This window comes from Labrys sp. LIt4 (assembly GCF_017813775.1).
Lineage (GTDB): Bacteria > Pseudomonadota > Alphaproteobacteria > Rhizobiales > Labraceae > Labrys > Labrys okinawensis_A.
The window spans coordinates 153,277-166,788 of the sequence record NZ_JAGIPY010000002.1; the positions used below are offsets into that span (position 1 = coordinate 153,277).

Sequence of the window (13,512 nt, forward strand, 5' to 3'; positions counted from 1 at the left end):
CGGATGGCGTTCGCCACCGGGCAAGCCTTTCGGTCAGGCCTGGATCGTTCCATGGCGGCCGTCGCTCGGAGGACGTCATGACGGCCGTCGTCAGCCTCCACGACATCTCCAAATCCTTTTCCGGCGTGAAGGTGCTGCGCGACGTCAATTTCGACGTGCGCCCCGGTGAGGTCCATGCGCTGCTCGGTGAGAACGGTGCCGGCAAGTCGACCCTGATCAAGGTGATCGCCGGCGTGCATCAGCCCGATACGGGTACGCTGACGGTCGGCGGCGAGAGCGTCCGCTTCACCTCGCCACGGCACGCGCGCCGGCACGGCATCGCCACCGTCTATCAGGAACTCCTGCTGTTTCCCGAACTGACCGTGGCGGAAAACATTTTCCTGGGCAATGCACCCCGCCAAAAGTGGGGCGGGCTCGATTGGAGCGCCATGCGCCTCAAGGCACGCCAGCTCCTGGATTCCCTGGACAGCCACGATCTCGACGTGGACGCCAAGGTCGGCACACTCTCCGTCGCCAATCGCCAGCGGGTCGAGATCGCCAAGGCACTGTCGCAGGATGCACGCCTGCTGATCATGGACGAGCCGACAGCCGCGCTGGTGGAGGCCGATGTGCGTCGGCTGATGAGCGTGGTCAAGAAACTGCGCGAACGCGGCGTCGCCATCATCTATGTCTCCCACCGCATGCCCGAGATTTTCGAACTGGCGGATCGGGTCACGGTGCTGCGCGACGGCAGCTATATCGGCACGCGCGACATTTCGGAGGTGACCGAGGCCTCGCTCGTCTCGATGATGGTCGGCCGTTCGATCGAGCAGCTCTTTCCCAAGGTGGAAGCGCCGCTCGGCGAAGTCGCGCTCGAACTGCGCGATGTCAGCTTCGGGCGCAAGGTGCAGAACATTTCGCTGAGCCTGAGGGCGGGCGAGATCCTCGGCCTTGCCGGCCTGATCGGTTCGGGGCGTACGGAGCTCGCGCTGACCGTCTTCGGCATCACGCCGGCCAGTACGGGCGAGATCCTGGTCAACGGCCGCAGGGTGACCATCGACGGCCCGCGCGCGGCGCGCGACCTCGGCATCGCCTATGTGCCGGAGGATCGTGGCTCCCAGGGGCTCGTGCGGCCGATGACCATCCGCGAAAACGTCTCGATGGCGGTGCTCGACAAGATGTCGAACGGCTTCGCCATCCGCTTCGGCGATGAGATCCGCCGTTCGGTCGAGGCGATCAAGCGGCTGGGCATCCGGACCCGCGGCCCGGAGCAGGTCGTCGGCGAACTCTCCGGCGGCAACCAGCAGAAGGTCGTGCTGGCCAAGTGGCTGGAGGCCAATCCGCGCATCCTGATCATGGATGAGCCGACGCGTGGCATCGATGTCGGTGCCAAGGCCGAGATCTACGCGCTGATGGGGCGGCTGGTGCAGCAGGGCGTCGCCATCCTGATGATATCGAGCGAACTGCCGGAGGTGCTCGGCATGAGCGATCGCGTCCTCGTCATCAATGGCGGGCGCCTCGTCGCCGAATTCGACCGCGCCCAGGCGACGCCGGATGCCGTCGGCGCCGCCATGACCAACGCCCAACCCCTGCAGGGAGCGGCCTGATGGGCGAGACTGCATCCTCTTCCGTCCTCGTGCCCTCGCGCGGTTCCTTGGCGCGCCTGTTCGGCGGGCTCGGCCAGGAAATGGTGGTGCTCGGGGCGCTCGTCGTGCTGATTGCCGCCATCGGCCTCTACAATCCGCGCTTTCTCGGCTCCAGCAACCTGAACGCCATCTTCGCGGGCAATGCCTATATCGCAGTGGCCGCCATCGGCATGGCCATGGTGATCATCTCCGGCCATATCGACGTCTCGGTGGGATCGCTGATCGGCGTTCTCGCCACCATTGCCGGCACGCTGGCGACCAAGGGCTATCCGGTCTGGATCGCCTGGCTCGTGCCGGTGCTAGTGGGCATCGCCATCAACGCCTTCGTCGGCGTGCTGGTCGCCTATGCCAGCATCCCCTCCATCGTGGTCACGCTCGGCATGCTCTCGATCCTCAAGGGCGGGCTGATCCTGGCGACCAGCGGCAACTGGATCAACAATCTGCCGCCCGACTTCCTGATCGCCCAGATGAGCTGGTTCGGCGTGCGCTCGCCCATCGTCATCATGGTGGTGCTGACGGCCGCCGTCGCCTTCTGGATGCGCTATTCGGCCTTCGGGCGTTCGATCTATGCCGTCGGCGGCAATCCCGAGGCCGCCCGTGCGGCTGGCATTCCGGCCAAGCCAGTGACCGTTGCCGTCTTCGCCATTCACGGCTTCTTCGCAGGTCTGGCGGCGCTGCTCTTTGCCACGCAGCTGCAGGTGATCCAGTCGACCGTGCCTCCTGGCCTCGAGCTCACCGTCATTACCGCTGCCGTGATCGGCGGTGTCTCCATCCTCGGCGGTACCGGCACGGTGATCGGCTCCACCCTGGCGGCCATGCTGTTCGCCACCATCACCTCGGCCCTGACCTTCATGCCCTATTCCAATGTGCTGGTGTTCTGGAAACAGGCGATCGTCGGTGTGCTCATTCTCATCACCGTGCTGGCGGACATGGTCCGCCGCCATCGCATGATTTGAGGGGAGGGCACGATGAACTGGCGCTCCCTTCTGCTTCGCCACGAGACCATCCTGGCCTTGCTGCTGGTGGTCGTGCTCGTCTTCCTGGCACAATCCTCCGACAGGTTTCTCACCGTCGACAACCTCCTCAACCAGGCCCGGCTGATGACGGAGATCGGCTTGATCGCTCTGGCGATGACCTTCGTCATCGTCACCGGGGGCATTGATCTTTCCGTCGGCTCGATCGTCGGCGTAGTTGCCATCATGCTCGGCGTGCTCTGGCAGAATCTCGGCCTGCCGCTGCCGGTCGCCATCGCGCTGGCACTGGCGCTCGGCACCTTGTGCGGGGTGGTCAACGGCCTGATCATCACCATGTTCCGGGTGCCGCCCCTGATCGCCACCCTGGCCACGCTCGCCCTCTATCGCGGCCTGGCGGAGGGCATCAGCCAGGCCCGGTCCGTGCGGGGCTATCCCGACTGGTTCCTGGTGCTGGGGCAGGGGCAGGTGCTCGACGTACCGGTGCAGGTCTGGCTGCTCGTGCTGGCGGCGATCGTGGCGGCCTGCGTGCTCGGCCTGACCGTGTTCGGGCGTGCCACCTATGCCATCGGCTCCAACGAGGTCGCCGCGCGCTTCTCCGGTCTTGCGGTCGATCGCACCAAGATCCTGATCTACGGCGCCTCGGGCCTGTGCGCTGCGATGGCCGGCGTGATCTTCGTGTCGAGAGTGACGACCACACGCTCGGACATGGGGTCGGGCTGGGAGCTCGATGCCATCACGGCGGTGGTGCTCGGCGGCACCAGCATCTTCGGCGGGCGCGGCACCATCATCGGCACGGTGCTCGGCCTCGCCCTGATGCAGGCGCTGAAGAACGGTCTGCTGCTGCAGGGCTACAAGGGCGACAGCACCATCATCCTGATCGGTACGGCCCTGATCCTCACCGTGCTGCTCAGCAATCTGGTTCCCCTGCTGAGCCGCATGGCCGGCCGCAGGCGGCCGGCTTGATAAAGGCCTTCCGGGCGGGGCCTGCGCTCCCGCCCGAAGAGGATGTTCTGGCGTAAGGCGTTCAATTTCAACGATCTGGCCCTCGTTCCGGAATCGATTTCTCCGGCGGCGGGGACGGCAATGGCAGCCGGTGCAAGACCGGCGAACTGTGGAGGAAGACCATGATCCGTATATCCCTGGCTCTCGCCCTGAGCGTGTCCCTCGTGGGCCTGGCGCATGCCGCCTCGGCCTGGACCGGCGGCGACGACCTGCCCACCAATCCGCTCGCCTGCGATGCCACGCCGGCCAGCGCGACGAGCAAGCCCTATGACGGCGGTGCCGTCACCGGCGCGCCCGACCGCAAGGGCAAGCCGATCAAGGTGGTCGACGTGCCCAAGCTTATCGGCATCGGCTATTTCAACGCCACCTCCAAGGGCATTGCCGACGCGGCCAAGGAGCTCGGGAATGTCGATGCCAAGACCGACGGGCCGACCAAGGCCAATATCGACGAACAGATCACCTTCATCGACAATTACATCACTTCCGGCGTCGACGGCATTCTCTATGCCGCCAATGATCCCGTCGCGATCGCGCCAGTTTTGAAGAAGGCGCTGTCCAAGGGCATCAACGTCGTCGGCTATGACGCCAATTCCACGCCGGATTCACGCCAGTGGTTCGTCAACCAGGCCGAGTTCAACGGCATCGCCAAGGCCATGGTCGACAACATGGTCAAGGAGAGCGGCGAGGATGCGGGCGTTGCCATCGTCACCTCGACCTTCACCACGCCCAACCAGGCGCGCTGGATCGCCGAGATGGGTGCCTATGCCGCCAAGTGCCATCCCAAGCTGAAGCTCCTGGAGACGGTGGAGGCGCAGGAGGACAATGCGCTCTCCTTCTCGCAGGCGACCACGCTGATCAACAAATACGGCTCCGACCTCAAAGGCATCTTCGGCATGACCAGCGTCGCCACGCCGGCGTCGGCCGAGGCGGTGACCCAGGCCGGCCAATGCGGCAAGGTGGCCGTGATCGGGCTGGCCACACCCAATGCGATGAAACCCTATGTCGCCAAGGATTGCGTGAAATCGGTGGTACTGTGGAACCCGGTCGATCTCGGTTATGCCGCCATGCAGGTCCTGCGCGCTACGGCCGATGGTTCGCTCAAGCCCGGCGACACCAAGGTCAAGGCCGGCAAGCTCGGCGAGCTCAACGTGATCAACGGCTCCGAAGTGCTCCTCGGTTCGCCCTTCGTGTTCACCAAGGAGAATATCGACAAGTTCGATTTCTGACGGAAGACCAAGGCTGTAGGCGCCTTTTCCGAATCGGATTGTCGCCTGGGCCAGCAGCGCATGCGAAGCCGGGAGAAATCCCGGCTTTTCCTTTGACGTCGTTCCGGAATCGGTGTGGAGAAAGCAGTATCCGACTACCCGCTCGGATGCCTCTTGACAGGGGGCGAATTGCACGGGAAGATCGTTTGTACACAAACGAATTTCGGCGCTTTCTCGAAGGGGCAGCCATGGCTATTTCCGCTCAAAGCCGTGCTCGGGGGGCGCTGGTCGGCCTGGCGATCGGCGATGCCTTGGGCATGCCCACGCAATATATGCCGCGGGCTCTGGTCTCGGCACGCTATGGTATTCTCGAGCGCTTCGAACCGGCACCCGACGACAATCCGATCAGCCGCGGCATGCCGGCCGGGCGTGTGACGGATGATACCGACCAGGCCATCATCCTCGGCGAGCTTCTGGTCGAGGGCAAGGGCTATGTCGATCCCAGGCGTTTCGCCGACGAACTCCTGGCCTGGGAAACCCGCATGATCGCGGCCGGCTCGGCCGATCTCCTGGGCCCTTCCACCCGCAAGGCGCTGACGCTGATCGCCGAAGGCATGCCGACGGACGAGACCGGGCGCACCGGCGCCACCAACGGCGCGGCCATGCGCGTTGCCCCGGTCGGCATCGTCTTTCCCGCACGTCCCGTCGAGGCGCTGGTCGACGCCGTCTTCCAGTCCGGCCATGTCACTCACAACACTACCATAGGCCTCGCCGGCGCGTCGGCCGTCGCCGCGGCCGTCAGTGCTGCCGTGGACGGAGCCACTATCGATGAAGCCTTGCAGGCGGCCGTCGAGGGCGCGCGGCAGGGTGCGAAACGCGGCTTCTATTTCGCCGGCGGCGACATCGCCGCGCGGATCGGCTGGGCGATCGAGCTGGTGCGGGGCAAAAGCGAGTCCGAGGCCCTCGATCTCATCTACGACATCGTCGGAACCGGCGTCGCCACGCAGGAAGCCGTGCCCGCCGCAATGGCCATCATCTCGCTGGCGCCCGACGACCCCTGGCGCATCTGCCGCCTGTCGGCGAGCCTGGGCGGCGACTGCGATACGGTCGCCGCCATCGCTGGCGCTGTGGCCGGCGCCTGCCACGGCGTCGAAGCATTTCCCGCGCCGGTGACCGCAGCCCTCGAATCCGCCAATCCGGACCTCGATCTTATCGGCCTGGCGGACCGTCTCATCGCTCTGCGCGGCAGGGCGTCGATCCTTCCGCCGGCCGGGAAGGGAACTGCCACCGCATGAGCATGAGGCCGCCTCCCACCCGGCTCCTGTCCGTCGGCAGCGTCCTGGCCGATATCCGCCTCGACGTGCCCTGCCTGCCGCAGCGGGGCGGCGACGTACTGGGCTGCGAGGCGACGATCAGCGCGGGAGGGGGCTTCAACATTCTCGCGGCGGCTGCTCGCAACGGCCTCAAGGCCGCCTTTGCCGGGCAGCATGGCAATGGTCCCTATGGCGAGCGCATCCGTCGCGAACTGGCAGCCGAAGGCATCGAGGCCCTGATGCCGGCGAGCCGGGATGGCGACAGCGGCTTTTGCATCGTGATGGTGGAGCCCGACGGCGAGCGCACCTTCGTCACCAGCCCGGGCGTCGAAGCGCGGCCGGGGCAAAAACCGCTTCTCACTTTGCAACTGGGGCCGGCCGATGCGCTGTTCGCTTCGGGCTACGACCTTTGCTACCCGGAGCTCGGTCCGGCGATCGCCGATTGGATCGGCGGCCTGCCGGCGAGCGTCACCGTGATGATCGATCCCGGTCCCCTGGTCGCTGACATTCCCGCCGAGATCATGGCCGCGGTATTGGCGAGGGCCGATGTCTTCACCCTGAACCGACGCGAGGCCGGCCTGCTCACCGGAAGCGATGATAGGGCGGAAGCGGCCAAGCGGGTTCGCGATCGCCTGTCGCCCGGCGCATTGGTGATCCTGAGGGATGGCCCGGCCGGGTGCTTCCTGCTCGGCGGCGACATTGGGGAGCCCGGCCTGCAGGTTCCCGCGCCGGTCGTGCAGATGGTCGACGCGACCGGAGCGGGAGATGCCCATACGGGCGTGTTCCTGGCCGCGCTCGCGTCTGGCTGTCCCACTGCCGAGGCCGCAAGGCGCGCCAATGCCGCCGCTGCCCTTGCCGTCACCCGCAAGGGGCCGGCGACCGCGCCCCGCACGGACGAACTGGACGCCTTCCTTGCCGAACAGGAGGCCGAGAGGACAACAAAAGGATAGGGTGGATGCCCCGCAGGCACGAACGCCCAGCCAATGATAAGAAAATCGAGAGCAGAATGTCGCCATCGACGAAGGGAATTGGAAAGATGACATATCGGATCACGCGCCGTCATTTCACCGCCTTGGGAGCCGCGGCCGTCGCCGGCCTGTGGGCACGCCCGGGCTCTGCCCAGGCCAAGGAAATCACCGTGCTCAACTGGAAGGGCTACGGCACCGACGAGGCCTTCGCGCTCAAGGCCTTCGCCGAGCAGACCGGCATCACGGTCAAGCATGACTATTTCAACTCCGAACCGGAGATGCTGACCAAGCTGCGCACCAATCCGGGTGCCTATGACGTGGTGCTGATCAACAGCGCCCGCACCCAGCAGGCCCAGGCCGAGGGCCTGATCGACCCGGTCGACCTTGCCACCGTCGCCAATGCCAAGGATCTGGCTCCGGCCCTGAAGGACCACGCCAACCTCAAGGCCGACGGCAAGACCTATGGTCTCGCCTGGCTCTGGGGCATGAATTCCCTTGCCATGCGCCAGGGCATCAGCGCCGACAGCTGGACGATCTTCTCCGACCCCAAATATGCCGGCAAGCTCGCTTTGTTCGACGACGCCGTGACCTCCGTCGGCATCGGCGCTTTGCTCACAGGCCAGGATGCCAACGATCCCAAGGACCTCGCCAAGATCACCGAGGTGCTGAAGGCGATGAAGCCGAACGTCAAGCTGATGTGGTCGAGCGAGGACGAGTGGAACAAGGCCTTCGCCGCCAAGTCCTTCGACATCTCCGTCTACTGGTCGGGCGCGGCGGTGCGCTCCATCCGCCAGCACAAGCTGCCGGTGGAATTCATCGTGCCCAAGGAAGGCGCCATCGGCTGGCTCGACAGCCTAGCAGTGCCGACCTCCAGCACCAAGAAGGAGGATGCGCTCAAATTCCTCAACTACATGATCGATCCTACCTTCTACCTCACCTGGGCCAAGGAGGCAGGCGCCCCGGCCTCCGCCAATGAGGGAGCGATGAACAAGCTGCCGGCCGATGATCTCAACCGGCAGATTCACAAGGCCGACTACCTGCCGAAGCTGACCTTTATGGCTGCCTTGCCGGATGATCGCCGCCAGTCCTTCAACGATCTGTGGGAAGAAGTGAAGGCCTTCTACGCCAAGTAGCGGGACCTCAAGAAAGTATAGCGGATTCAAGGGTTTAGTCAGTCCTGATGAATCGGTTCGGCAGGGCTGCGGCGGGCCTCGCTCCACCGGCAGCCTCGTGGAAAAGACTCTCTCATCAAGGGCTTGGCAGCCTGGCGTGAATCAGATCGGCAGGCCCTTGTCGCCTTGGACAAGGGCTGGTCGCTACCGCCTTGCAATCGCGGGAAGGATCCATGGCGCTTGGGGCATCGCCGCTTTCAGGCTGAGCGATGCCGGCGACAAGGGGAGGGACGAGTGGAGATCGTGTCGAAAGCCGATGGCGGCAAGTCGGGCCCCCGCAGGCGCCTGGGGCAAGGCTGGACCACGGCGGCCTTGTTGACGCCGGCCTATGGCTGGCTGCTGCTGGCCGTCTTCCTGCCGCTCTGCGCCATGCTGTTCTTCAGCTTCCTGAAGAGCTCGCCGGTCCCGGGGCGGGCGCTGGTCTACACCGTCGACAACTATCTCGCCTTCATCAAGCGGCCCTATCTGTTCAACGTCGCCTGGACCTCGATCCAGATCGGGCTGTGGACCACGGGGCTGTGCGCGCTGATCGGCCTCCCCGCCGCGATCGCCCTGGCAAGGGCGACCGCCGGGCGTTCGCGGCACATCCTGTTCCTTCTCATCATCCTGCCGTTCTGGACCAACGGGCTGGTGCGCGTGTTCTCCTGGACCATGGTGCTGAGGGAAGGGGGCATTCTCGATTATGCCCTGCATTGGCTCGTGCCGGCGGCGCCCTCGGTGTCGCTGCTCTACAGCTTTCCGGCCATCATCATCGGCCTGGTCCATGCCTACCTGCCCTATATGATCCTGACCTGCTATCTCTCCGCCACGGCGATCGAGGATTCGACCATCGAGGCCGCCCGCAGTCTCGGTGCCCGCACCCCGGTGGTATTCTGGAAGATCCTGCTGCCGCTCTGCATGCCCGGCCTGATTTCCGGGTCGATCCTGATCTTCGTGCCGGTGATCGGCAGCTTCATGGAGCCCCGCATCCTGGGGGGCCGCATCGGCGTCACCATGGGTACCGTGATCGAGGACCAGTTCACCGCGGCCTTCAACTGGCCGCTGGGCGCGGCCCTGTCCTTCACCATGCTGGCGGTGGTGCTCGCGATCTTCGCCGTCTCCTCGCGCGCGCTGTCCGGCCGCGCCGCGACGCCGTAGGAGGGGATCATGATCGCACTCGGGCGCACTTTCCTCGCCGCCACCCTGATCTTCCTCTATCTGCCCATCGCGGTGATGGTGGCGATGGCCTTCAACGCCTCGCCTCTCTACACCCTGCCGATCGAGCCGACCTTCCACTGGTTCGGCGTCCTTGTCGAAAACGGGCCGCTGCTCTCGGCCACCTACAACAGCCTGATGATCGCCCTGGCGACCTCGATCATCGCCACATCAGTAGGCACGCTGGCCTCGCTCGCCCTCAATCGCCGCACCTTCCGGGGACAGTCGCTGCTCAAGGTGCTGCTGCTGCCTCCGATCGCCATTCCCTGGCTGATCACCGGCACGGCCATGCTGGTGTTCTTCTTCTGGACGGGCATTGGGCGCGGCCTGCATGCCATGCTGATCGGTCATGTCGCTCTGGCCATCCCCTATGTCGTCCTGATCGTCGGCACCGGCATGCAGACATTGCGGGCCGATCTCGAGGAGGCGGCGATGAGCCTGGGCTCGACGCCGATTCATGCCTTCTTTGCGGTGACGCTGCCTTTGCTGGCGCCGAGCATCATCGCGGCATTGCTCTTCGCCTTCGCGGTTTCGCTCGACCAATTCGTGGTCTCCTACTTCCTGGCGACGCCGGGCGTCTCCACTCTGCCGGTCGAGATCTATGCCTCGATCCGCAAGGGCTTCACGCCGGAGATCAATGCGATCTCCGCCATCTTCCTCGGCGTCTCGGCCGTTCTCGTGCTGATCTTCGCCCAATTGTCCAATCTGGGAGGCAGTCGTGATCGGCGTTGAAGTCGCTTCGATCAGCAAGGGCTACGGATCCTTGCGCGTGCTCGAGAAGGTGAGCACCGCCTTCAAGGCGGGCGAGTTCACCAGCCTGCTCGGCCCTTCCGGTTCCGGCAAGACCACGCTGCTGCGCATCATCGGCGGCTTCGTCGATCCGGACGAGGGCAGGATCCTGTTCGGCGGCGAGGATGTCACCGAGGTTGCCCTGTGGCAGCGCAAGGTCGGCATGGTGTTCCAGTCCTATGCGCTGTTTCCGCATATGAGCGTTTTCGACAATGTCATCTTCGGGCTCAACCGCCAGGGCATCCGGGGCGAGGTCGCGCGCAAGGAGGTGGGCCGGGTGCTGGAGATGGTCCATCTCACCGGCTTCGAGCAGCGCAAACCCAAGCAGCTTTCGGGCGGCCAGCAGCAGCGCGTGGCGCTCGCCCGCGCCATCGTCACCAAGCCGCGGGTACTCCTGCTGGACGAGCCCCTGTCAGCGCTCGACCGCCGCCTGCGCCAGGACATGCAGATCGAATTGCGCCGCATCCAGCGCGAGAGCGGGCTCACCACCATTTTCGTCACCCACGACCAGGAGGAGGCGCTGACCCTGTCCGATACCGTCGCCATCCTCGACGGTGGCCGCATCGTGCAGGAGGGCGCGCCGCTCGACATCTATGAGCGACCGCACACGCGTTTTGCCGCCTCCTTCCTGGGAGACGCCAATTTCTTCGAAGGCAGCGTGACAGGGGACGGCATCGCGATCGGAAGCGGTGTCATTCACACGAGCGACGGGCTTCCCAGCCCCGGCAGCAAGGTCACGGCAGCGGTGCGGCCCGAAAAGATGCGGCTTCTGGCGCCGGGAGAAAGCCCCGGCAGCGACAACGTCTTCGCCACGAGGATACGCGAGATCATCTATGCCGGCGCGGTCTCGACCTTCATTGCCGAAGGGCCCGGCGGCGGCGACATCAAGGTGCTGTCCCAGAACCGGGAGATCTCGCCGGTCTCACCCGGACAGGCCATCACGCTGGCCTGGTCGCCGGCCAATACCGTCCTGCTGCAGGCCTGACGATGCCGGTCAGCGTCAATATTCCGCTCGAACGCGCCTGGAACAGCTGGTCGTCGCGGCCGGCGGAAATGGTGTTCCTGCCGCTCGGCCTCAGGCTTACCCCGCTCGCCTTCGCGGCCAGCACCGGCAAGGCCTGCCTGTTCGAGCCGGGCGACGCCGTCACGCTGGGGCGGCACGCGCTCGACGGCTCCCTGGTGGAGCTTCAACTCTCCCACGCCGGAACGACCCTCGACTGGCGTTACGGCAAGGCCGATCCCTTCAGCCTCACCGGCAGCTGGCAGACGGCCGAGGCCGGCGAATGGGGGTTGCGCTTCTGGATCAATCTCTGCCTTTCGGCCGACGGTGGCGAGCAGGTTCGTTTCGAGGAGGCCGACGGAGCTCTGATCGTCCGTGTCGGGCATCGCTTCGCTGCCCTTGTCAGCGAGGAACCACCCGTGCAGGTGACCGGACATGTCTCGCTCGCCGAGGCGGTGCAGGATTATGAAACCCACGGCTATTTCCACACCGGGTCCCGGGCCGAGGCAGCGCCGGTCCTCGTGCTGCGCTTCAACCTGGAAATGATGCGCGACAATCGCTTCGCGCTCGCCATTGCCGACAGGCAGGATCTCGCCGTCGCCCAGGCGCGAGCCCTGCTGGCGCGGCCCGACGTGGTGCCGCCCCGACCGGACGGCGAGCCCGCCGTCGCCCTGGCGGCGCTGCGCGACGTCGTCGCCTGGAACACGGTATGGGACGGCATCAACCAGCGCCCCTATACTGCCATCAGCCGCAACTGGGACCTGGGGAAATTCGGCGGCTACGGTGTCTGGCTGAACGACCAGTTCTATGCCGCCCTGATGGCTGGCGAATTCGACGCCGGTCTCGCCCGCGACAATCTCGCCGCCGTGTTTTCCGGCGCGACGCCGCAGGGCAATCTGCCCTGCCTGCTCACCGCCAGCGACGCCTGGGTCGACCGCAGCCAGAGCCCCATCGGCGGTTTCGTGGTCTGGCAGCTCTATCTGCGCCATCGCGCCCGCGACCTGCTCGAAAATGCCTATGCCGTGCTGGCGCGCAACCACGCCTGGTGGTGGCGGGAGCGCGATCCGGGCGGGACGGGGCTCGCCTCCTTCGGCACCTCGGATGTGGGCGACGGGCTCTACAGGGGCACTCATTTCGGGGCACGCAATGAATCGGCGATGGACAATTCGCCGGTTCATGACGAGGCGCGTTACGACAAGGCCTCGCGCACGCTCGATATCTGGGATGTCGGCCTCAACAGCCTGCTGGCGCTCGATGCCGAGATGCTCGTTTTGATGGCAGCAGAACTGGGGCGCGAGGAGGAGGCGACGGCTCATGCTGCCCGCGCCGAAGCCACGAAAGCTCTTATTCGCGAGACTTTATGGGATGGCGAGCGCGGCATCTTCGCCAATCGCCGGCGTGGCGGCGGCTTCGTCAGGAGCCTGGCGCCGACCAGTTTCTATCCGCTGCTCGCGGGTGCTGCGACGCCCGGGCAGATCGAACGGCTCTGCGGGCACCTTGACGATCCCTCCGGCTTCGGCGGCGATCCGGTCATTCCCGGCGTCAGCCGTGCCGATCCCGCCTTCAAGGACAATTCCTATTGGCGCGGCCGGATCTGGCCGCCCTTCAACTATCTCGTCTATCAGGGGCTGCGCCGCCACGGGCTGGACGAGAGGGCTTCGGCCTTGGCCCGGCGCAGCTTCGCGCTGTTCCGCTCCGCCTGGGAAAGCCGCCGCATCTGCCCGGAAAACTACAATGCCGAGACCGGAGAGCCGCTCGACCAGCCCGACACCGAGCGCTTCTACAGCTGGGGCGCATTGATGGCCAAGCTCGGCATCGCCGCGGTGACAGATGTTACGCCCTGGCATGGCTGGGAAATCGGCAATCCGGGCGGGGAGGGCGAACTGGGACACTTCGCAAGCCCGCTGGGGCAGGTTCGCCTCGCCCTTTCACAGGGCCGTTTGCGCCTGATCCAGGGCGAGCGCGTTTTGCTGGAAACCGATGTGGCCGGCCGGATCTCCCGGCTTTCGATGACGGATGGTGCGATATCGCTGCGCCTACCGCCACTCGAACGGGCCTGCTTCCTGCGCTTCCCGCATCTCCATGCCGGCATGACGCCCCAGGCGAGCCTCGACGGCGAGACGCTCGCAACGTCGGAGGAGGGCGGCATCCTGGTCCACCTTCCTGCGAGCGCCAAGGCGGCCGATCTCGAGCTGCGGTGGCGTGCGCGAATCACCGGCATTTGAAACGAACGGCCTTAGGCCCCTGGATCCCTTCTCGGGGCTTGCCAC

At 65.7% G+C, this 13,512-nt stretch carries 11 protein-coding genes; all 11 read left to right on the plus strand.

All coding sequences use genetic code 11. The features are described 5' to 3' along the window. Positions 1-77 precede the first annotated feature (77 nt). The 11 genes from J8I29_RS03665 (at position 78) to J8I29_RS03715 (ending at position 13,467) form a co-directional block, all read left to right on the plus strand. Positions 78-1,586, plus strand: a complete 1,509-nt coding sequence (locus tag J8I29_RS03665; RefSeq protein ID WP_209430679.1) for a sugar ABC transporter ATP-binding protein — start codon at positions 78-80, stop codon at positions 1,584-1,586. Further along, positions 1,586-2,581, plus strand: coding sequence for an ABC transporter permease (locus J8I29_RS03670; RefSeq protein ID WP_209430680.1), 996 nt, complete (start codon positions 1,586-1,588; stop codon positions 2,579-2,581). Before J8I29_RS03665 ends, J8I29_RS03670 begins: the two co-directional genes overlap by 1 nt. A 12-nt stretch (positions 2,582-2,593) precedes the next feature. Beyond that, positions 2,594-3,562 (plus strand): ABC transporter permease, encoded by a 969-nt coding sequence (locus J8I29_RS03675; protein WP_209430681.1) that lies wholly within the window; start codon positions 2,594-2,596, stop codon positions 3,560-3,562. A gap of 161 nt (positions 3,563-3,723) precedes the next feature. Continuing rightward, on the plus strand, positions 3,724-4,827 hold the full coding sequence (locus tag J8I29_RS03680) for a substrate-binding domain-containing protein (protein ID WP_105861854.1): 1,104 nt from the start codon (positions 3,724-3,726) through the stop codon (positions 4,825-4,827). A gap of 227 nt (positions 4,828-5,054) precedes the next feature. Continuing rightward, a complete protein-coding gene (locus J8I29_RS03685) occupies positions 5,055-6,101 on the plus strand; it encodes an ADP-ribosylglycohydrolase family protein (RefSeq protein WP_209430682.1) in 1,047 nt (348 codons plus the stop codon). Then, positions 6,098-7,069, plus strand: a complete 972-nt coding sequence (locus J8I29_RS03690) for a PfkB family carbohydrate kinase (protein ID WP_209430683.1) — start codon at positions 6,098-6,100, stop codon at positions 7,067-7,069. The genes J8I29_RS03685 and J8I29_RS03690 overlap by 4 nt, the downstream gene beginning before the upstream one ends. Before the next feature lie 86 nt (positions 7,070-7,155). Beyond that, entirely contained in the window at positions 7,156-8,220 is a 1,065-nt protein-coding gene (locus J8I29_RS03695; protein WP_209430684.1) for an extracellular solute-binding protein, read from the plus strand. Between the two features lie 408 nt (positions 8,221-8,628). Next, positions 8,629-9,396: an ABC transporter permease gene (locus J8I29_RS03700; RefSeq protein ID WP_245196696.1), complete on the plus strand. Its 768-nt coding sequence runs from the start codon at positions 8,629-8,631 to the stop codon at positions 9,394-9,396. A gap of 9 nt (positions 9,397-9,405) precedes the next feature. After that, the gene (locus J8I29_RS03705) at positions 9,406-10,185 is read left to right on the plus strand and encodes an ABC transporter permease (protein WP_209430685.1); all 780 of its coding nucleotides are present in this window, start codon (positions 9,406-9,408) and stop codon (positions 10,183-10,185) included. Continuing rightward, positions 10,172-11,227, plus strand: a complete 1,056-nt coding sequence (locus J8I29_RS03710; protein ID WP_209430686.1) for an ABC transporter ATP-binding protein — start codon at positions 10,172-10,174, stop codon at positions 11,225-11,227. The genes J8I29_RS03705 and J8I29_RS03710 overlap by 14 nt, the downstream gene beginning before the upstream one ends. Before the next feature lie 2 nt (positions 11,228-11,229). Beyond that, positions 11,230-13,467: a trehalase family glycosidase gene (locus J8I29_RS03715; RefSeq protein ID WP_209430687.1), complete on the plus strand. Its 2,238-nt coding sequence runs from the start codon at positions 11,230-11,232 to the stop codon at positions 13,465-13,467. The last annotated feature ends 45 nt before the right edge of the window (positions 13,468-13,512 follow it).